This window comes from Actinophytocola sp. (assembly GCF_035634895.1).
Lineage (GTDB): Bacteria > Actinomycetota > Actinomycetes > Mycobacteriales > Pseudonocardiaceae > Actinophytocola.
Genome location: NZ_DASQCC010000055.1, coordinates 35,291 through 55,507 on the forward strand (window position 1 = coordinate 35,291; position 20,217 = coordinate 55,507).

A 20,217-nucleotide genomic window follows, 5' to 3' on the forward strand; every position below is an offset into this window, starting at 1 on the left:
GCTTCACCTCCGTCTGCTCCGCGAGGCTGTCAATCTACCGGTCGGTAACGCCAGCCACAACAAGCTGAACAGGATCAAGGCCCCGGCAGCCGCGAACGCCACGATGATCGGCGTCCGCGCTGGTCCATCCGGCGCATCGGCGATGGGTCCGGGCACGCGGTACAGCTCCAGCCACGGACCGCGATAGATCGGCTCGAGTCCGTCCAGACTGGTCCGACCGGGCGTCCCGCGCTCGACGAGCACCCAGCCGATGCCGAGGCCGGCCAGTGGTTCGCCCTCCCGGATCCGTTGCGCACGCGGGTCTTCCCCGGGCAGTGGCCGGCCGTTGACGTAGAGGGTGTCGTCGATGACCGTCGGCCTCGGCAGAAAGCGTGGCGCGGGGTCGAGCTGCGTGCGGTTCTGGTTCCAGGCGAACTGGCGGAAGGCACTGAAGGGCTGGGTGACGACGTCGCCCGGCCGTCGGTCGTGCGCGAGGATGTCCGTGACCTCGTACCAGTCCGCCGGGTACTGCGCGGTGTGCAGCTGCCCCCAGGCGGCGAAGGCGAAGTCCGGCATGGCGACGAGCGGAACGACGACCGCGGCGGCGACGATGGCCTTACGCCCGACCCGCTCCACCGCCATCGCGACCCCGAGCGCCAGGGGAAGTGCCCACCAGGCCACCCATTTCTGCGAGTCGCGCAGCAGCCCGCCGCCGGGCACGTTCGTCACGACCCAGCCGACCAGTTGGCGGCCGCCGGGCAGTGTTGGCAGGGCGGCGATGAGGACACCGACGGCGCCGAGGACGGTGATCCGCCGGGCCCAGCGAGCGTGGAGGTGCCGCAGTCCGAGCAACGCGACGACGACGGTGGCGATGGTGAGCACGGGCACGAGCGGGTTGCCCCGGCTGGCCGGCGTGACCTCGGCGTTCCAGATCCCGCCGAGCCCGAGGAGACTGACGACGGGCCCACCCCAGTTGTCGCCCTGGGCGGCGAAGGCACCCACGGCGTCCGCGGAGGACAGTGCGGTGCCCGAGTGCAGCACCGCGGGTACCCACCAGGGCGCGTTGAGGACGATCGCGATCGGGACGGTGAACCTGAGCCGCTTGGGGCCTGCGGCGACAACGGCGGCCGTGGCGACGAGAATCCCGCCGGTCGGCGTGAGAATCCCCGGCAGACAGGCGAGAACGAGCTTTGCGGGGCTCCTGCGCGCGAGGACGACCCAGGGCAGGGCGGCGTAGGCGAGCAGGTACGGCCAGTGGCCCATGAGGAGCCGCTCAGCGAGGTAGGCGGTCCAGCCGTAGGTGACGGCGGCGACCACCCGTACGCCGAGGGACTCCGTGGGCACGAGCCTCGCCGCGCCCAGCGGCCCGGCGACGAGCGCCCCGAGCAGGAAGACCTGCGCGACGACGTCTCCCGGCACGAACGTGGTGAGCGCCCCGACGACGGCGTCGGCCGGCACGGACCGCGGCAGCGCGGACCCGAGCCCGAACGAGTCGGGCAGAAGGTACTGGCGAGGCGCGAACACCATGTCGTAGCTGAGCACGAACCCCCGGCCGAGCAGAGGCGCGAGCACGAGCAGTGCCATCCCGAGACACACCCCCGGCACCACCAGCCGCCGCGCCCAACCCATCACCCCCGCATCCCACCACGAACCGCCGCGAGTCCCGCGTTCGGACGGTGCGAGTCCCGCGTTCGGACAGTGCGAGTTGCGGTTTCGTGCATGTGTGGCTGGCCGACATCGGTCAGACGGGGTGGGAGCCGTGGCGCTGTCCGCACGAAACCGCAACTCGGTGTGGGTGAACGCGGGACTCGCTATGTTCGAACGCGGGACTCGCGGGGGTTCGGGTTACAGTCCCGGGCGTGACCGCGGAGGTGTCGACGACGACCAGGGTGTCCGCGCTTGTCGTGTCCGCGGGGGTTGCCGGGAACCAGCTCGCTTCCTACCTGCTCAACGTGATCGCGGCGCGGTTTCTCGTGCCAGCCGCGTTCGGGGAGCTCGGGTCGCTCCTGGCCGTGCTCGTCATCGGGGCGGTGCCGGCCATGGGGGTGCAGACCGTCGCCGCTCTGCGGGTCGCCCGGGGGCAGGGCGAGGGTGGGCTTGTCGCGCTCGGGCTGGTGACCGCCGGGGTGGTCACCGCTGTCGCGCTGGTCGCCTCGCCGTTGCTGGTGGTGCTCCTGCACCTTGACTCGCCGGTGCCGCCGGTCCTCGTGGCGGTCGCGCTCGCCGGTGTCACGTTCAACGGGCTCTGTCTCGGGATTCTCCAGGGGCGGCGGCGCTTCACGGCCATGGCCGGGCTCCTCACGGCCGACGCGCTCGTCCGCATCGGTGGGACGGTGGTGGGGCTCGTGGTCGGTGGCGACGCCGTCGGCGCGCTGACCGGCACCGCCGCCGGTGCGGCGGCCGTCGCCTTTCTCGGGTGGCTCCTGTGCGGCCGGCCCCGGCCTCGACGGCACCGGAAGGCGAACGTCGGCGACGTTCTGCACGCCGTCGGCGCCATGCTCGCGCTCGTCCTGCTCGTCAACCTCGACCTCGTGCTGGCGCGGCACTTCCTGCCCGCCCACGAGGCCGGCAAGTACGCCGTCGGCGCGATCGTCGCCAAGATCGCCTACTGGTTGCCGCAGGCCGTCGCCATTCTCGTGCTGCCGAGGTTCGCCAGCGAGCACGGGCGGCGGCGGATGGTGCCGGTCGCGCTCGCCGTCTGCGGGGCGCTCGACCTCGTGGTCGTCGCCGGCGCCGCTGGTCTGGGGGCGACGGTGGTCGCCGTCATCGGGGGTGGGGACTACGCGGGCTTCCCTGTCTGGCCGTTCGCGCTGGTCGGGTCCATGCTGTCGCTCGTCCAGATCCTGATGTACTCCCGCATCGCGAGCAACGACCGGCGGTCAACGCTGCTCATCTGGGGCGCCGTCGTGGTCGAGATCGTGCTCGTGGCCGGCTGGCTGCACGATCGGTTGACGCAGGTCGTCACCGCCGCCGTCATCGCCAACGGAGTGCTCGTGTGCGCGGGCGCGCTGGTCGAGCTTCGGTCGCGGCGCGAACCAGTCGAGACACCCGGCGACGACCGCGGCCACGGCGAGGAGCAGTAGGGCCTGCGCGGCCGTGCCGTGCGCCCACTCCTGACCGTTGCGCAGCACCCGCCCGCTGACCGCGATCACGCACGCCAGCCCGGCGCCGCCGACGGCCAGCCAGCGCGGTGCCGGTGGCCACAACGTGCGGACCAGCAGACACGCGATCAGCAGGATGATCGGCAGCATCCCACCCAGCATGCCCAGCAACACCACGAGTGCGACCGGCACCCACCGCTCGCCACCCGCCCGCACCGAGACGGCCCGCCGAGCCGTGCCGGACGGCGAAGCCGAGCCAGGCGGTGGCGTTGAGGCCGGCACCGATGCCGATTCAGCTGCCAGCTCCGCTGGCAAGCGTGAATGTCGGTGCTCTCCGGTAGCGTTGAATTCGGGGGGCCCCCCGGCGCGCGAAAGGGACTTTCGTGCGGGTTGGGTGGGTGAATCCGTTCCCGGTTGCCCGTTGGAGGGTGGGGACTGTCGGTCTCGTGCGGTGAAGAGGCGGCGTGCCGGCAGCCATCGCCTGGTGGTTGCTCGGCGGCGTACCGGGATCAGCAGTGACAGCAGCAGTACCGCCGCCGTCACGCCGCCGATCAGCAGGCCCTGGCGGTACCGGCCGTCCGGGGTGAACTCCAGCGTCACCGTCCCGCCGCGTCCCGCCGGCACCACCCACGCCTGCTGCCAACCGTCCACCCGCACCCTCGGCAGCGTCCGGCCGTTCAGCGTCGCCACCCAACCGCTGTTCGCGTTCTCCGGCACCGTCAGCACGGCCGCCGCACCGGCCTCGACGCGTACCGCGCGATGCGTCGTGTCCCACCGCGTCACCGTCACCGGGCGGGTGGCCGCGCGCGGTGGAGAACCACTCAGCAGCCACAGGTCCTGCACCACGAACGACGCCGCGCGGTCCGTGCGCACCTCGTGCCGGCCGGACGGCAGGTCCAGTCCGCCCGCCGAGTCCGCGCACGTCTCGAACCGCATCGGGCGGTGCGTCACGTAGTCCGCCAGCGTCCCCGACACCGACGTCTGGTACGTGAACCCGTCCATCGTGACCACCGGGCCCTGCCCACACGGGACGGTGAACGTGGCCGGCACCGGCGGCAGGTCCATCCCCAGCAGGCGCAGCTCGTTCACCGCGCCCGTGCCGCCGATCGGCCGGATCTCGATCGAGTTCGTGGTCAGCTCGAACTTCGCCACGCCGTTGCGTACCGGCACCGTCTGGGCGCCCTGCGGCACCGTGACCTCGACGTCGGTCGCCTCGCTGCCGACCATGCGCAGGCCGTGCAGCTGCCGTGGCGTCTCCCACGACACTCGCAGTGTCGGGCGCAGGTCCCGTACGTCCGGCCGCCACGCGGTCGACGTCGAGCCGTCCACGGCGGACAGTGGGCCGGCGGCGGGGTCACCGGCCAGCTGGCTCGTCGACGACACCGCCACGCCCGGCAACGACACGGGGTTCGGCCCGCCCAGTGCCGGCAGGACTGTCCCCTCGATGCGGTAGTTCGCCGCGGACGTCGTGTTGAACAACCGGTGCACGCCGTCCGGCTCCTCGCCGGTCCTCGTGAAACCGGGGTCGCACACACCGCCGACGCACGCGTACCTCGGCTGGGAACCCCGCGTGAACACGAAGTTCGCCTCCTGGTTCAACGCCGGCATGGCGTCCGCGGGCGCCACGAGCGCCCGGTGCGGCGTCACCCCGGGGATCCCCAGTTCGGCGATCCCGACGTTCCCGTTGTCCCGGTCGGCCGCCACCGCCAGGACCGTCACCCGCACCCGGCTCGTCACCCCGGTCGGCAGCGAGAACCGTTGCGGCTGTGCGGTCGAGGCCACCTCACGGTCGACCGAACCCGCGTCGGTGGTCAGCCGGACCTTCGTCACCGGCCAGCCGACGCGTAGTTCGTCCACAATGGACAGATCCACGTACGGCACCGTCCGCGGCGTGTCCAGCTCCACCTCCAGCCACTGCCCGGCCGGACCGGCGAAGCTCGACGAACGCCACGACGTCAGCGGGTCCCCGTCCACCGCGGCGAAAGGCAGCCCGGACGGGTCGCTCGCGCCGACCGCGTCCGCGAACGCCGCCGACGAGGACGCCGTCACGTCACGGATCCCGCGGTACGCGGCGACCGTCTGGTGCGCCTGGCCCTGGAACGGCAGCACGTCCGTCGATGGCCGGTCCTGCCTCGGCCGCTCGTCCGCCGTCAGCGTCTGGCTCAGGTTGTCCCGCGTCCGCCCGACGTTGCGCTCGCGGTGGCGCAGCCCGTCGGTCACCAGCCACTCCCGCGAGTCCGCCAGGCCGCCGTCGCCCGCGAGCACGGCCGGCGTCGACGCCGGCAGGACGCCCGACTCCAGCAGCGGCAGCAACGACTCCGGCCCGCCGCTCACCGTCGGCACGTCCGAGGTGGACACCGCGGTCACGAGCGGCACGTCCGGCGCCACCCGGTAGACCTCCAGCGGCCCGAAGGCCGCCACCCGCGTCACCCCGGCCGAGCTCGCCAGCCCGGCACGGATCACGTTCGTCGGCGGCGCGTCGGTCGTCCGCCGGTCGATGTCGCCACGCAGCAGCAGGTACCGGAACCCGGCCCGCGCCAGGAACCCGGCCAGCGCCGGCGAGCCGCGCCCGTCCGCGAGCACGTCCTCCACCGCGTCCATCACCCGCGTGTTGCCCTCGGACCCCAGCGGCACCTGGTTGCGTACCGCCCACGGTGCCCGCGCGAGTGCCTGCGCGGGCTCGTCGACCGTGCGGCCCCACGTGTACTCGCCGAAGCCGGTGCCGGGGAACAGCAGCGTGCGGGCCTGGGGGTCACGGGCGGAGCTCGCGGAGTGGACGTCGCTGTGGTCGGAGAGCCACGTCATCGCCGACCGCCAGTAGTCCGGCACGTCCGACCAGCCGGGACCCGGCCGCAGCGTGAACAGCCACGCCGGCGCGGCCATGACCACGACCAGCGCGACCCCGACCGCCAGCCGCGCCCTGGTCGCGGCCACCGGCGTCGTCGCGCGGGCCAGGCCGGGCAGCCGGCCGGTGATCGCGTGCGTGAACGCGAGCATCAGCGGCAGCCGCAGGACCGGCTCGAACTTGTGCACGTTCCGGAACGGCGCCAGCGGCCCGTCCAGCAGCCCACGCACCACCGACGACAGCGGGCTGTCCAGCGCGCCGACGTAGCCGATGGTCAGCAGCGTCAACCCGGTCAGCACGCTGAGCACGAGGAACCGCCGCTCCGGCAGCCGGCCGCGCGCCAGCCCGAACAGGCCGACGGCCGCGACCATGCCGGTCGCGAGCATCAGCAGCGGGTTGTCGATCAGCAGGAATCCGGACGGCCACCACGGCGTGCCCTCGATGACGTAGGCCACCCACTGGTTCGTGCCCCGCAGCACCTCGAACAGCGACATCGGCGCGGTCGTGTTCGTCGCCGACTCGATGTAGTTCAGGAACGGCATGCTGTACTCGCCGAGCAGCAGCAGCGGCAGGACCCACCACAGGCACACCGCGACCGCCGAGGCCACCCACCACCCGACGAGCCGCACGTGCTCGCGCGTCCACCGGCGGGTCACGAGCCACAGGCCCGGCAGCACCAGCGACATCACGACCATCGCGCCGTTGACCCCGCCCATGCCGAGCACGGCCAGCGCCGACAGCCCCGCCGCCCGCCGCGGCGACCCGAGCCGGTTCGCCCTGACCAGCGGCAACAGCACCCACGGCAGCAGCGCGGCGGGCAACATCTCCGCCGACAGCGGCCCGATCTCGGTCAGCATGCGTGGTGCCAGCGCGTACCCGACGGCGCCCGCGAACCTCGCCGGCTCCGAGCCGATGTTGAGCGCGCGGGCCAGGAGCAGCATGCCGCCGAAGGCCAGGCACAGCACGAGCGCGCACCAGAGCCGCTGCGTGACCCACGGCGGCACGCCGAGCAGCTGACCGGCGGCGAAGAACGGGCCCATCGGGAACAGGTAGCCGTACGCCTGGTTCTGCAGCTCGCCGCCGGTCGCGTCGGCGTTCCACAGGTGCAGCGCGCGGCCGAGGAACGCCACCGGGTCGACGACGAGGTCGAGCTTGGTGTCGAAGGTGGTCCGACCGGGCCGCTGCAGGAACGACACCACCGTCAGCAGGGCCATGACCCATGCGGCCGGGTTGCGTGGCCAGGTACGAACGGTGGTTAACATCCGGCTGATCCTAAAGCTACTGTTCGCTCGTGACAGGTGGTGTGACGATCGGATTCGACCCGGCCTGGGCCGCCGCGGCCGGCATCCCGGGCTGGCTCAGCGAGGGACAGGCTCGCATGCTGTGGGACGCCGTGCGCAGGCTGCCACCAGGCGCGACGGTCGTCGAGATCGGCAGCCACCAGGGCAGGTCCACGGTCGTCCTCGGCCACGCGGCCCGCGAGGTCGGCGCCCGGGTCGTCGCCATCGACGCCTTCGTCGACGGTCGGCTGTTCGGCGGCACGGGGACGCGGGCGCGCTTCGAGGCCAACATCTCCGCCGCCGGCCTGACCGACGTCGTCGAGCTGGTCGTCGGCTACTCCACGAAGCTGCGCGGGTCCTGGACGCGACCGATCGACCTGCTGTACGTCGACGGCAAGCACGACTACTGGACCTACGTGGACGACCTGCGCTGGTCCGTCCATCTGCCACCGGGCGGCGAGATCCTGGTGCACGACTGCTTCTCGTCGATCGGTGTGACGGCCGGCACACTCGTCAAGGTGCTGGCCGGGGCCCGGTACTCCTACGTGGACAGAAGCCGCTCGCTCGCCAGGTTCGCGGTGCGCAGGCCCGCGCTCACGGACCGGTGGCGCGTCGTGACGCAGCTGCCGTGGTTCTTCGGCAACGTGGTGCTCAAGGTGTTGCTGCGCCTGCGGTTGCGGCCGGTGGCCGGCTGGTTCGGCCATCATGGACCGTACGACCCGTTCTAGCGCGGTGTCCCGATCTCGACGTCGGTGACGCACAGGGGCTGGCGGTCCGCGCTCCACGACACGTCGACGTGAGACTGGGTGCCCGTGACCGGGATGTACAGCACGTGCAGCCCCTCGCGGAGCCGGACGGTCTCCCGGGTGTCGCCGGTGGCGACGACGGCGTACCCGGCGTCGCCGGTGTAGTAGCCGAGCTTCAGCACGCGGCGCCCGAAGAACGCGCCGGTCAGCGGGATGCGCACGGGCGCGCCCTCGACGAGATGGCCGCAGTCGGCCACCGGGCCGCGCTCGCCGCGCACGGAGTCGGTGAGGGTGGTGATCGGCTGTGGCCGGCCGGTGGCGTCGAGCTGGTAGAGGGTCTCCGCGGGCCGGTCGAAGCGGGGCTTCTCCGGCGCGAGGCCGACCACGCGCGAGGTGAAGTCGTCGTAGATGAACCAGTCGATGATGATCGAGCCGGGCACCGTGGTGTCGTACAGGACGATGCCGGGCTGGTCGGCGAGCGCGGCGCGGGCGGTCGCGACGTAGTCCCGCGCGTCGCGGAACTGCAGCGGTGGCGCGACCCGCACGAAGCTGACCGTGCCGCCGACGACCAGGAGTGACGCCACGGCGACAATCGGCCACCGCCGGTCGCGCCTGCCCTGGTAGGCGAAGGCCGCGAAGATCACCGCGACCGGCACGGCGTCGGCGAGGTAGCGGGGGTCGGCGCCGATCGCCGGGCCGACGTCCGCGAGCCGGGTGACCGCGACGAGCGCGAGGCCGACGGCCACGTAGGCCGCGAGGAACAGCCAGGGCAGGACCTTCTTGCTGCCCACGATGATGGCGACGGCGAGCACGACGGCCACGATCCGCACGGCGAGCGGCGGGGTCGCCCAGGTGGCGCCGTTGCCGGGCGCGGCGAACGGGCCGCCGAGGATCCCGGGCAGGAAGGTGTCGACGACGGCCCGGAACGCGTACTCGGCGAGGTCCGGCGCCGAGACGGGTTTCCCGGTGGTCTGGCTGGCGGTGAGCGCGGTGGAGAGGACCGCGAAGCCGGCTAGGAGGGCCACGTTCGCCGCCCAGACGCGCCAGTGCCGCACGATCGCCTCGCCGAAGGAGTCGCCACGCAGGACGGTGACCGCGAAGAGGACGGCGGTGATCAGGACGGCCTTCTCGTTGAAGAGCAGGCCGAATCCTGTCCACGCGACGGCCTGGACGGCGTACCTGGTGGCGCCGGTGTCGAGGTAGCGCAGGTGCGCGAGCAGCGCGGCGGCCATGCCGACCAGGATGGGGAGGAGCTGCATGCCGTACGCCCACCAGATGGTGGGGAACAGGACCAGCGGCGAGGCGGTGAGGGCGGCGAAGAAGGGGAGAACCGACCAGCGGGGTCCGAAGAGCCTGGTCAGCACCAGCCAGAAGAGCCAGAGCATCACGGCGTGGAAGGCGAGGACCGGGAGGATGGCGACGGTGAAGTTGAGCGGGGCGATCGCGGTCTCGAGCCAAGCGAGCAGGTAGGTGCCCGGCACGAGGTGGCCGTTGTGGTCCTGGAAGAGGAAGGCCGGGTCGAGCAGGTCGGCGTGCGCGGCCCGGTAGGTCATGATGAAGTCGTCCTGGCCGTAGAAGCCGCGCAGGGCGACCGAGGCGTGGACGAGGACCGGCACGGCGGCGACGAGGAAGGCCGCGAGCCGCAGGTGTGGGGGAGCGGGGTCCTCGGTGCGGGCATGCCGCCGACGCGTGGGCAGGGCAATGGCCACCGGTACTCCCGTAGTACTCGCCAGGCCCCGACCTTGCCTGCTTATCGTAGGGATGGACGGGCCGTTACGGAATGACGCCCGAGTCTGTCACGTGCCGGGAGAGGCGGTCAGCCACCCGGTTTCGGTTGGCACTGCGGGGGTTGGCAGAGCACCTTCGACAGTGCCGCGTAGAAGATGTCGCCGATCTTCGTCGGGTCCACCGTGGTGAAGGCCTGGCCGCCCGTCGCGCCAGAGATGGCCTGCAGCTCGCCCTTGTCGACGTCCGGTCCGATGCCGATGCCGACGATCAGGATGGGGCGGCGCTGGTCCTGTAGCTTCGCCAGCTCCGACAGCAGCGTGTCACGGGTGATGCTGTTCCTGTCGTCGTTCTTGCCGTCCGTCAGGACGATCACGACGTTGATGCGGCCGGGCTCGTAGCCCTGCCGGGCCGACTGGTACGCGGCCAGCACGCTGTCGTACAGGCCCGTGCCGCCGTTGGGCACGGCCTGGATCGTCTTCAGCTTCTCCAGGCCACCGTCCCTGGCCTGCTCGCCGATCGGCCGCATGGGCAGGAACTCGCGATAGTCCTTGTCCCCGTCCAGCTTCGTCGAGAACAGCCACACCCCGAGCTTCGTGGTCGGCTTCATCAGGCCGATGCCCAGCGACGCCGCCTGCAACGTCAGCGCCATGCGGTTGGCCCCGGTGCCGGGCACCGGCTCGGCCATCGAGCCGGACACGTCCAGCAGCACCTGCACACGTCCGTTCAGGTTGACGCCGGCCCACGCGTTGAGCAGGTCGTCCACGTCGTCCGACCCGGGCACCTCCGCCGGGGTGACCTTCGCCCCGGAGGTCAGCTCCGACGTGCCGCGGTTGCGCAACATCTCGCCGTCCGGGGTGCGGAAACCCGCGTCGGACAGGGCATCTGCGGTCTTCTGCTGCATGAGCGCGGTCAGGAACTTCTCCGCCGCCTCTCGCTTCTTCCCACGCGCGGTCGGCAGCAGCACGTACGGGTAGTCGAGCGACGGCACCGCGGGGTCCGCGTACACCGCGACCAGCGGGGTGTCCTGCCGCGCGTTGTTGCGCAGCACCGCGTTCTCCGACACCGGGAAACCGTCCAGCGGGTCTTCCCCGGCGCCGACGCCCGGCAGCCGGTTGAACAGGTCGCCCACCGTCGGCACGACGTCCGACGTCAGCCGCCGCAGCTCGGTGGTCACCGCTGCGCCGGGGTCGGGTTCGGCCTTCATCAGGTCCCGGACGCCGAACAGCACCGACACGCCGACCGGCTCGCGGGCGGGGTCGGGCATGCCGATCTTCAGGTTCGAGGCGAGCACCTCCGCCCACGACGGCTGCTTGGCCGGCCAGCCGAGCAGCGTCGCCGCGTCCTGGGTCAGCGCCAGCACCACCGGCGAGCTCGCGATCGAGGTTCCCGACACCGGCACGTCCCACGCACCGCGTGCCTGCGCCCGCTGCAACCAGATCGTCGAGTCCGGGACCCACACGTCCGGCGGCTCGCTGCCGTCGGACACCACCAGTGACTCGGCCGTCTCCTGGGAGTCGCGGTCGGTCACGCGGATGTCGTAGCAGCTGTCCTGTGAGGACATCTCCTGAGCTGCGCGGTTGATCACCGGCGCGATGTCCGGTGACACCGTCACGTTCAGTGCCGTCGTGGTGTCGCAGTTGGACGCTCGCAGCCGGTCGGCGAGGAAGTCGTACGTGAACCAGCCCACCAGTGCGAGCACCAGCAGCGCTGACAACGCGATCAACGGCGATCTCGCGCGCCAGCCACGGGACTTGACGGAGGAGTGCCGTCCCATGGCTGTCAACCTCCAAAACTGGTGGGCAGGGCGACAAAACCATACCTACTACGATCCGGAGAACAAGTGGTTACACCAAGTCAGGAGTAGAGGGAGTCAACCTCGTTCGCGAAGTCCTTCATGATGATGTTGCGCTTGAGCTTGAGCGATGGCGTCAGGTAGCCGTTCTCCGGGTTGAACTCGGTGTCGAGAATCCGAAACTTCCGGACCGACTCCGCCTTGGACACCGCGAGGTTGCCCTCGTCGACCGCCTTCTGGATCTCCGCGTTGAGCTCCGGGTCGGCCGCGAGGTCGGTCACCGACGCGGCCGCGTCCTTGCCGGCCGTGGTCTTCCAGTAGCCGAAGTACTCCGCGTCGATCGTGATCAGCGCCGCGATGTACTTCTGCCCGTCGCCGACGACGAGCGCCTGTCCGACCAGTGGGTGCGCGGCGATCCGGTCCTCGATGACCGACGGCGCGACGTTCTTGCCGCCGCTGGTCACCAGGATCTCCTTCTTCCGCCCGGTGATCCTCAGGTAGCCGTCCTCGTCCAGCTCACCGAGGTCGCCGGTCGCGAACCAGCCGTCGCCGTCGATGGCCTCCGCGGTGGCCGCGTCGTTCTGCCAGTACCGGGTGAACATCGCCTCGCCACGCATCTGGATCTCGCCGTCGTCGCTGATCCGGACCGCGGAGCCGGGCAGCGGCCGGCCGACCGTGCCGGGCTTGACCCGGTCCGGCGAGTTGACCACCGAGGCGGCCGACGACTCGGTCAGCCCGTAGCCCTCGAGCACGATGATGCCGATGCCGCGGAAGAAGTGGTTCAGTCGCGGCCCGAGCGCGGCGCCACCGGAGATCACGTACCTGACCTGCCCGCCGAGCGCGGCCCGCAGCTTCGCGTACACGAGCCGGTCGAACACGGCGTGCTTGAGCTTCAGGCCGAGGCCCGCCCTGCCGTCCGCCTCGCTGTAGGCGACGGCGGTCTCGGCGGCCAGGTCGAAGATCCGGCCCTTGCCGCCCGAGTGCGCCTTCTGCCGGGCGCCGTTGTAGACCTTCTCCAGCACGTACGGCACGGTCAGCAGGAACGTCGGCTTGAACGCGGCCAGGTTGTCGGTCAGCGTCTTCACGTCCGCCCAGTGACCGACCGTGGCACGGGCCATGAAGGCCGCGACCTCGACCATGCGGCCGAACACGTGCGCGAGCGGCAGGAACAGCAGCGTCGAGGCCTCGTCGAGAGGGGTGCCGCGCTTGAACAGCACGGACAGGTACTCCACGGCGTTGCGGCACGCCGCGTACAGGTTGCGGTGGGTGAGCGCGACGCCCTTGGGCCGGCCGGTGGTGCCGGACGTGTAGATGAGCGTCGCCAGGTCGTCCGGCCTGACCGCGGCCCTGCGCTCGTCGAGCACCTCGTCCGCCACGTCCTTGCCGGCCTCGACCAGCGTCTCGACCGCCTTGTCGTCGATCCGCCAGACCTGCTTGAGGCTGCCGAGCTTGTCGCGGACCTGCTCGACCCGCTCCGCCAGCACCGCGTTCTCCGTGACCACCGCGACCGCGCCGGAGTCGCTCAGGATCCACTCGACCTGCTCGGCCGAGGAGGTGACGTAGACCGGCACCGACGCCGCGCCCGCGACCCAGACGGCGAAGTCGAACAGTGTCCACTCGTAACAGTTCGCCGACAGGATGCTGACCCGGTCACCCGGCCCGACGCCGGACGCGACCAGGCCCTTCGCGACCGCCACGACCTCGCCGAGGAACTGCTCGGTCGTGACGTCCCGCCACGCCCCGCCGACCTTCCTGCGGAACACGACGTCGGTCGGCGCCTCCTTGACGTTCAGGTAGACGACGTCGGCCAGGCCGCCGCTCTCCGGCACGCTGGCCAGCGGGGGGACGGCGAGTTCGCGCATGGTCTGCTCCTTGGGAACGAAGGGCGTCGCCATGTCCGCACAACAGCGACGCTACCTCACGGTAACCTCGGCTATCTTGCCTGTGCACGCCGCTGAGGGCCACCCCCCGAATACGGCGGATGGCCCTCAGCGGGTCGAGACCAACATGGACTAGACGGTCAGCTTCCAGTTCTTCAACGTGCCGGTGTCGCCACTGAAGACGTCCCGGATCCGCAGCGTCCACGTGCCGCTCGCGGCCTTGTTCGCCGCGTTGACCGTGTACAGCTCGTTGACGTTGTCCGCGCCGTCGTCGCCCTTCGCGGTCTTCAGCCGGTAGGACGTGCCGTCCGGTGCGATCAGGTCGACGACCAGGTCACCCCGGTACGGGTGGTTGATGTTCACCTCCACCTTGGTCTGGCCCGACGCGTTGCCGTCGCAGGCCACGGTCACCTGGCTGGTCACCTCGCCGAGGTCCGGGATGGCGAGGCCGGTCGTGTTGGCCGCCGGCGTGCACCTCGGGCCGAGCGACGCCGCCGCCGCGAGGATGGCGTCCGAGAAGTGGCTCGCCTGCATGTAGACGCCCGGGTTCTGCGGGCGGGCGCAGCCGATGCCCCAACTCGTGGTGCCGATCAGGACGAACTCACCGTTGGCGTCCCGGTTGAGCAGCGGGCCGCCCGAGTCGCCCTGGCAGGTGTCCACGCCGCCGGAGTCCCAGTTGCCGGCGCAGATCTCCTCCGCGGGCACGAGATTGAGGTAGCTGCTCCCCGCGCTCATGCACTGCTCGTCGTCGATGAACGGCACCTGTGCCTTGAGCAGGAACCGCTGCTGCGGACCGCCCTCGGTCGCGGCGCCCCAGCCGGCGACGGTGAAGGTGCCGGTGTCGAACTCGGGTGTCGTGGCGATGGGCACGGTCGGGACGTCGACCGGCCGCGCGAGCCGGATCAGCGCCCAGTCGTCACCGGGCGGGCCGCCCGCGCCCGGTGCCCGGATCACGTAGTCGGAGTTGACCACGACCCGGTTCGGGTCCTGCAGGTCCACTACACCGAGCGTGGCCGTGATGCCGGTGTTCGGACCCGTCGCCGGCACGCAGTGTGCCGCGGTCAGGACGATCTGTTCGGTGATCATCGATCCGCCGCAGCCCATGGACAGGCGCACTATCCACGGGAACTCGCCCTGAGCGGCGGGTGTGCCGCCGATGACCTGCGGCTGTACGTCGTTCGCCGCCGGTGGTTCGGCGACCGCCTGGCCCGCCGCGGCCCCCAGAACGGCCAGGACGCTCACCGCCGTGAACGTCAGCCGTCGTCTCCAAGACGTCATCCACATCCCTTTCATCGGTACGAAGGCCGCCGTCCCCCGAAGATCGGGCTCCGGGGAACGGCGGCCGTTTCTAGAAGGTGAGGCTCCAGGAGTTGATGTAGCCCGTGTCCGCGCTGTAGAGGTCCCGCACCCGCAGCTGCCACGTGCCGTTCGCGACCTCACTGGACGCGTTGACCGTGTAGGTCGCGATCACGTTGTCGGCGGAGTCGCTCGTGGACGTGCTCTTCAGCCGGTACGCGGTGCCGTCCGGGGCGACGAGGTCGACCTGCAGGTCGCCGCGGTAGCTGTGCTGGATGTTGACCGACACCTGCAGGTCCGACGGCGCGTTGCCGGACACGCCGGTCACCGTGATCGGGCTGTTGACCGCCGCGCCGGCGTCGGGGATGTTGACGTCGGTCGTGTTCTCGAACGTCGGCCCGGCAGGCGGCGGCTCGGAGCCGTCACAGGTGACGCCGATGACCCGGGACGGGCAGTCGGAGTAGTCCAGCAGCAGCAGGACGGCGGCGCGGTTGCGCGTGGTCTCGCGGCTGATCACCTCGTCGGGCGGGTAGAACCCGTCGAGACCGCCGTCCGACGGGTACATCTCGAACGTGTACGAGTAGACGCCCTCGGTGGCCCACAGCCAGTCGTCGATCGTGCCGTCGGTGATGTAGAGGTCGGAGGACTGCTCCGGCGTGTAGTTGTTGGTGGCCGCCATCTGCTGACCGAGCGTCGAGAACGTGTCGTACTGCTGCTGGGTCATGTCCGTGCCGGTGTTCGTGGTGGTGTAACCCCGCGGCCACAGGACCAGCTCGCTGAACGTGTGGAAGTCGATGTTCGTCTTGATCTGCTGCACGCCGCCGATCCGGCGCGAGCTGACGAAGTTCATCACGTTCTGGACCTCGGGCGCGCTGCCCGCCGACGGGCCGCGGTAGGTCTCGGAGCCGGTGCTCCCGGAGGATCCGCCGCAGCAGCCCCACTTGTAGGGCCAGTTGCGGTTGGTGTCGGTGTAGATGGCGGAACCGCTGCTGTTCAGCTGCCGGTTCTTGCGCCACCCGGCGTAGGAGCCGGTACGGATGTCGAACTCGCCGCCGTCGGGGTTGAGGTCCGGGATGATCCAGATCTCGCGGCTGTCGACGAGGTCGGTGATGTGGCTGTCGGAGCCGTACCTCGTGGTCAGCTCGTTGACGAGGTACAGCGCCATCTCGATGGTGAGGTGCTCACGTGCGTGCTGGTGGGCGGTGAACAGGACCTCGGGCTCGTCCTCGTCGGTGCCCACGTTGTCCGAGATCTTGATCGCGACCATCTGCCGGCCCTCGTAGGAGGTGCCGATCGAGCGCTGGCTCGCGATGTTCGGGAACGCGGCGACGGCCTGGTTGAGCGTCGTCGTCATCTCGGAGTAGTTGTGGTAGTTCGAGTCGGCGCTGGGGAAGTCCAGAGGTGTGGCGTCCTCGGCCTTCGGCATGGAGTCCTGCCGCTCGGCCCGGAAGCCCAGCCGCTCGATCTCGGCTATCTCATCTGGGGTGGCCGTGACGTTGAGCAGTCCGTGCTCGACGGAGTTGACGGCCGCGCCGGTGGCGGCGACCGAGCTCACGGCCTCGTTGGTCTTGACGCCGCTGACCACGTACTCGGCGGAGGTGCGCCCTTGCGGGTCGGACACCGCGGTGCCGTTCGTGGAGAGGACGAGGGTGGCGGCGGCTAGCGCCGCGACCATGATGGACGGGCGTGTGGGTCTCACGCTTTTCCTCCCGCAGGGGACGCCGGAACAAGCCGGCGCTGGAGGTTGCCGTGTTCAGTTGTGCGGGCGGGCCCTCACGGTCCGTTTCCGCCCGATAGCTGATAGTTCCCGCGAAAGGTCCACTTCCACAAGGGGCCGACTGGCCGCTACTTCTTCCCAGTTCACAGACAGAACGGGGCGAAACGCGCAGTTCACGGAACTGCCGGTGCCGTGTCGTACGACCGGCTCGGGGGCCGTTGGCCAACCCGCCTCAGCGCAGCCGAAGTGCCTTCATCACACGCAGGGACACCGCCATGAACCGCGAGAACACGCCGTACGGCAGCCACCGCGGCGGGTTCAGCATCTCGATCCGTTTGACGGCGACGGCCTGCACGTCGGTGTAGCGCAGCAGGCCCTCCGCGCCGTGCCGGCGGCCGAGGCCCGAGGCGCCCATGCCGCCCATCGGCGCGTCCGTGCTGCCGAACGCGGACGCGTAGCCGTCGTTGACGTTCGCCGTGCCGGCGCGGATTCTCGTGGCCACCCCCGCGGCGCGGGTCAGGTCCCGGCCGTAGACGCTCGCGTTCAGGCCGAACTCCGTGTCGTTGGCGAGGGAGACGGCCTCGTCCTCGTCGCGGTACGGGTAGAGCGACACGACCGGCCCGAATGTCTCCGCCTTGTGGCACAACATGTCCGGCGTCACGTCGGTCAGCACGGTCGGCTCGTAGAAGTACGGGCCGAGGTCCGGCCGCGGGCGCCCGCCGGTGAGCACGGTCGCGCCCTTCGCCCTCGCGTCGTCGACGTGCTCGGACACCGTCTTCAACGCGCGTTGCGACGTCAGCGAGCCGACGTCCGCGCCGTAGTCGTACCCGCCGGCCTGGCGCAGCCTGCCGATCTCGGCGACGAACGCGTCGGCGAACCGGTCGAAGATCGCGTCCGGCACGTAGATCCGTTCCAGGGACAGGCAGAGCTGACCGGCGTTCGCGAAGCAGCCGCGCACGGCCGACGTCGCCGTGGTCGCGATGTCCGCGTCGTCGAGCACGATCATCGGGTTCTTGCCGCCGAGCTCCAGCGAACACCCGACGAGCCGTTCGCCCGCCCGGGCGGCGATCAGCGCGCCCGTCCGGGACGAGCCGGTGAAACCGATGTAGTCACAGGTGTCGACGACCGCGCCGCCGATCACCGGGCCGTCGCCGAGGACCACCTGGAGCAGGCCGTTCGGCAGGCCCGCGCGGTAGAGCAGCTCCGCACCGAACAGGGGACTGAGCGCGGTCTGGCTGTCCGGCTTGAGCACCACGCCGTTGCCCGCGACGAGCGCCGGGACGAGGTCGCCGAAGGAGAGTGCGAACGGGTAGTTCCACGGCGAGATGATGCCGACGACACCCTTCGGCTGACGCAGCTCACGAACCGTGATCGCACCGGGAAGCAGCCCGGCCCGCTTCCGGGGCCGCAGCAGCTTCGGGGCGGTGCGCAGGTAGTAGCTGGTGACGATCGCGGGCTCGCTCAGCTCCTCGAACGCGTCACGGCGTGCCTTGCCCGTCTCGGCCTGCAGGAGGTCGGCGAGCGTCTCCCGCTCCTTCAGCAGGAGTGAGTGGAACCGGTGGAAGACCGCGAGCCGGTCCCGCAACGGCAGCGCCGCCCACTCCCGCTGCGCCCGCAGGGCCAGCTCGTAGGCGGTGTTCACGTCGCCGACGGACGACTCCGGCATGGTCGCCAGCTCGCCGCCCGTGAACACCTCGGTGGTCGTGTAGGTGTCCGAAGTGGACGAACAGACGCGAGCCTTCAGCGTCGCGAGAAGGGCGTCCGTCACGGGGTTCATCAGGCGCTCTCCCGATCGGCGCCCGGCGCGCTCGCGGCGGCGCGGGCCTCGTACTCCCTGCGCGCCTCCGGCGACGCGCCGAAGAGCACCTGGTCGCTCTTGAACGTCCGCGCCACCCACTCGGCGGCGGGCCGGGGGAGCAGGCGCGTGAAGCGGAACGTCGCGTCGAGCGACCGCGGCACGAACACGTCGAACCTGGGGCGCTGCAACGTCTTCACGATCGCCGCGGCGACGTCGACGGCCTCGACCGGCTTGATGAACCGCGACTCGGTCAACCCCGCGGCCAGCTCCGTGCGCACCACGGCCGGCATGACGACGGAGACCTCGACGCCCGACCCGCGCAGCTCGTGGCGCACGGCCTCCGACATGCCGACGACCCCGTGCTTGGTGGCGCAGTACGTGGCGCCCCCGGGGAACCCGGCCTTCCCGGCCGCGGACGCGATGTTGACGATGTGCCCGGTCCCGCGCGGCCGCATCCGCTTGATCGCCTCCCGCGTGCCGTGGATGACGGCATGCAGGTTGATGGCGAGATGGTGCGCGGTGGTCCGGTCGTCCTCGTCCTCGAACCGCCCGAGCCGCATGATCCCGGCGTTGTTGATGAGCACGTCGACGGGCCCGAGCTGCTTCTCGACCTCGTCGAGGAACTTCGTGAACCCGTCCCGGTCGGTCACGTCGAGCGGCAGGGCCAGCGCGTCGATCTCCCCGGCCGTCCCCTTCGCAAGGTCGAGATCGAGGTCCCCGATAGCCACCGACGCCCCGGCCCGAGCAAGCGCGACCCCGGTGGCAGCCCCGATCCCACGAGCCCCACCCGTGATCACGACAACCTTCCCGACCAGCGACCGAGCCCGCGCCATAACGACTCCCCGCAAATACAATCCAACTGGAATGTTTCCCCGAGCATCCCAGCCACCCCACCCCGACGCAACCCCCCACCCGCGAGTCCCGCGTTCAAACACACCGAGTCCCGCGTTCACACTTACCGAGTTGCGGTTTCGTGCAGATCCGCAGTTATCCACAGCCGCTGGAGTTATCCACAGTTGGAGATCGGCGGCCGACCTGAACGCGGCGGCTGGTGCACCGTGATCGCATGTACGCACTACCGCCGGGACTCCACGGTGCCCACCGGGTCCGCGACCTGCGCCGGCAGCTGGGCCGGTACCGACTCGAGGCGCTCCTGCGCGACGGACTGCTGATTCCGTACTCCCGTCACGTGGTCGTCGTTCGCGGTTGCCAGCTCGAACTCCGTACTCGGGCCGCGGCGGCGCTCCTGCTAGCCGGCCCGCGCGCGGTGCTGACGAGCCACACCGCGGCGTTCCTCCACGGGTGTACCGCGGCGAGCGGCGGGAGGATCCACCTCCTGGTGGACTACCAACGGCGGCTGTCGAACCTGCCGGATGTGGCCGTTCACCAGGGTTTGTACGACGAGGATGACGTCGTGGTCCTGGACGGGCTGCGGGTGATGGCCCTCGAACATGCCCTGGCGGAGCTGTTGTGCCGGGCGCCCCGCCGGGACGCCCTGGCGTGTCTCGACCAGGCGCTCGCGTCCTTGTCGCCGGAACTGCGGGACGAGTTCCGGGCCGAGGTCGGCCACCGGATCGCCGGCCGGCGGGATCCGCGTGGCCGGCGGAGGTCGCAGGTTCTCCTCGCGCTTGGCAGTGGGCTGGCCGAGTCACCGGCCGAGAGCTGGTTGATGCTCAGCCTGTACGACGCGGGTTTTCCCGTCCCGACGCCGCAGTTTCCCGTGCTCGACATGAGTGGCCGGGAGATCTATCGCCTGGATCTCGCCTGGGAGGAACCGCTGGTGGCCCTCGAGTACGACGGTTACGCGGCCCACGTGGACCGGGTGGGCCGGGACGCCGCCCGCGACGAGGACCTACGGCGTCGGGGCTGGACCGTCATCCGCGCGACCGCGGACGACCTGAAGGATCCGGCCCGGCTGCACGCCGAGATCCGACGTGTCTTCTCGCAGCGACGGTTCGCGGCGTAGCAGCCGGGATGTGCACGAAACCGCAACTCGGCATGTGTGAATGCGGGACTCGGTATGGGTGAACGCGGGACTCGCGGTGGGGCCGTTTT

At 70.8% G+C, this 20,217-nt stretch carries 11 protein-coding genes; 2 read left to right on the forward strand and 9 right to left on the reverse strand.

What is annotated here, in order from left to right; translation table 11 throughout:
* Positions 1-3: 3 nt before the first annotated feature.
* Together VET29_RS08040 and VET29_RS44035 are read right to left on the reverse strand one after the other, a co-directional pair.
* Positions 4-1,563 carry a hypothetical protein gene (locus VET29_RS08040; protein ID WP_324916827.1) on the reverse strand — a complete coding sequence of 520 codons (1,560 nt, stop codon included), beginning with the start codon at positions 1,561-1,563 and terminating at the stop codon, positions 4-6.
* 1,295 nt (positions 1,564-2,858) lie between these two features.
* On the reverse strand, positions 2,859-7,187 hold the full coding sequence (locus VET29_RS44035) for an alpha-(1->3)-arabinofuranosyltransferase (protein WP_414636460.1): 4,329 nt from the start codon (positions 7,185-7,187) through the stop codon (positions 2,859-2,861).
* A 41-nt stretch (positions 7,188-7,228) separates the two neighbouring features.
* Here VET29_RS44035 and VET29_RS08055 point away from each other — a divergent pair, with 41 nt between their 5' ends.
* Positions 7,229-7,933: a class I SAM-dependent methyltransferase gene (locus VET29_RS08055; RefSeq protein WP_324916831.1), complete on the forward strand. Its 705-nt coding sequence runs from the start codon at positions 7,229-7,231 to the stop codon at positions 7,931-7,933.
* Here the strand turns inward: VET29_RS08055 and VET29_RS08060 are convergent.
* The 7 genes from VET29_RS08060 to VET29_RS08090 all read right to left on the reverse strand — a co-directional run bounded on the left by VET29_RS08060 (position 7,930) and on the right by VET29_RS08090 (position 18,995).
* Positions 7,930-9,660, reverse strand: coding sequence for a hypothetical protein (locus VET29_RS08060; protein ID WP_324916834.1), 1,731 nt, complete (start codon positions 9,658-9,660; stop codon positions 7,930-7,932). The two genes, VET29_RS08055 and VET29_RS08060, sit on opposite strands and share 4 nt — an antisense overlap.
* 107 nt (positions 9,661-9,767) lie before the next feature.
* A complete protein-coding gene (locus VET29_RS08065; protein WP_324916837.1) occupies positions 9,768-11,453 on the reverse strand; it encodes a substrate-binding and VWA domain-containing protein in 1,686 nt (561 codons plus the stop codon).
* Positions 11,454-11,533: 80 nt separating this feature from the next.
* The gene (locus VET29_RS08070; RefSeq protein WP_324916841.1) at positions 11,534-13,333 is read right to left on the reverse strand and encodes a long-chain fatty acid--CoA ligase; all 1,800 of its coding nucleotides are present in this window, start codon (positions 13,331-13,333) and stop codon (positions 11,534-11,536) included.
* Between the two features lie 150 nt (positions 13,334-13,483).
* Positions 13,484-14,629 (reverse strand): trypsin-like serine protease, encoded by a 1,146-nt coding sequence (locus VET29_RS08075; protein WP_324916845.1) that lies wholly within the window; start codon positions 14,627-14,629, stop codon positions 13,484-13,486.
* Positions 14,630-14,699: 70 nt separating this feature from the next.
* On the reverse strand, positions 14,700-16,346 hold the full coding sequence (locus VET29_RS08080) for a M14 family metallopeptidase (RefSeq protein ID WP_324916847.1): 1,647 nt from the start codon (positions 16,344-16,346) through the stop codon (positions 14,700-14,702).
* Between the two features lie 250 nt (positions 16,347-16,596).
* Positions 16,597-18,141 carry a succinic semialdehyde dehydrogenase gene (locus VET29_RS08085; protein WP_324916849.1) on the reverse strand — a complete coding sequence of 515 codons (1,545 nt, stop codon included), beginning with the start codon at positions 18,139-18,141 and terminating at the stop codon, positions 16,597-16,599.
* The gene (locus VET29_RS08090; RefSeq protein ID WP_324916852.1) at positions 18,141-18,995 is read right to left on the reverse strand and encodes an SDR family oxidoreductase; all 855 of its coding nucleotides are present in this window, start codon (positions 18,993-18,995) and stop codon (positions 18,141-18,143) included. The genes VET29_RS08085 and VET29_RS08090 overlap by 1 nt, the downstream gene beginning before the upstream one ends.
* A 233-nt stretch (positions 18,996-19,228) precedes the next feature.
* Here VET29_RS08090 and VET29_RS08095 point away from each other — a divergent pair, with 233 nt between their 5' ends.
* Positions 19,229-20,128, forward strand: coding sequence for an endonuclease domain-containing protein (locus tag VET29_RS08095; protein ID WP_324916855.1), 900 nt, complete (start codon positions 19,229-19,231; stop codon positions 20,126-20,128).
* Positions 20,129-20,217: the final 89 nt, after the last annotated feature.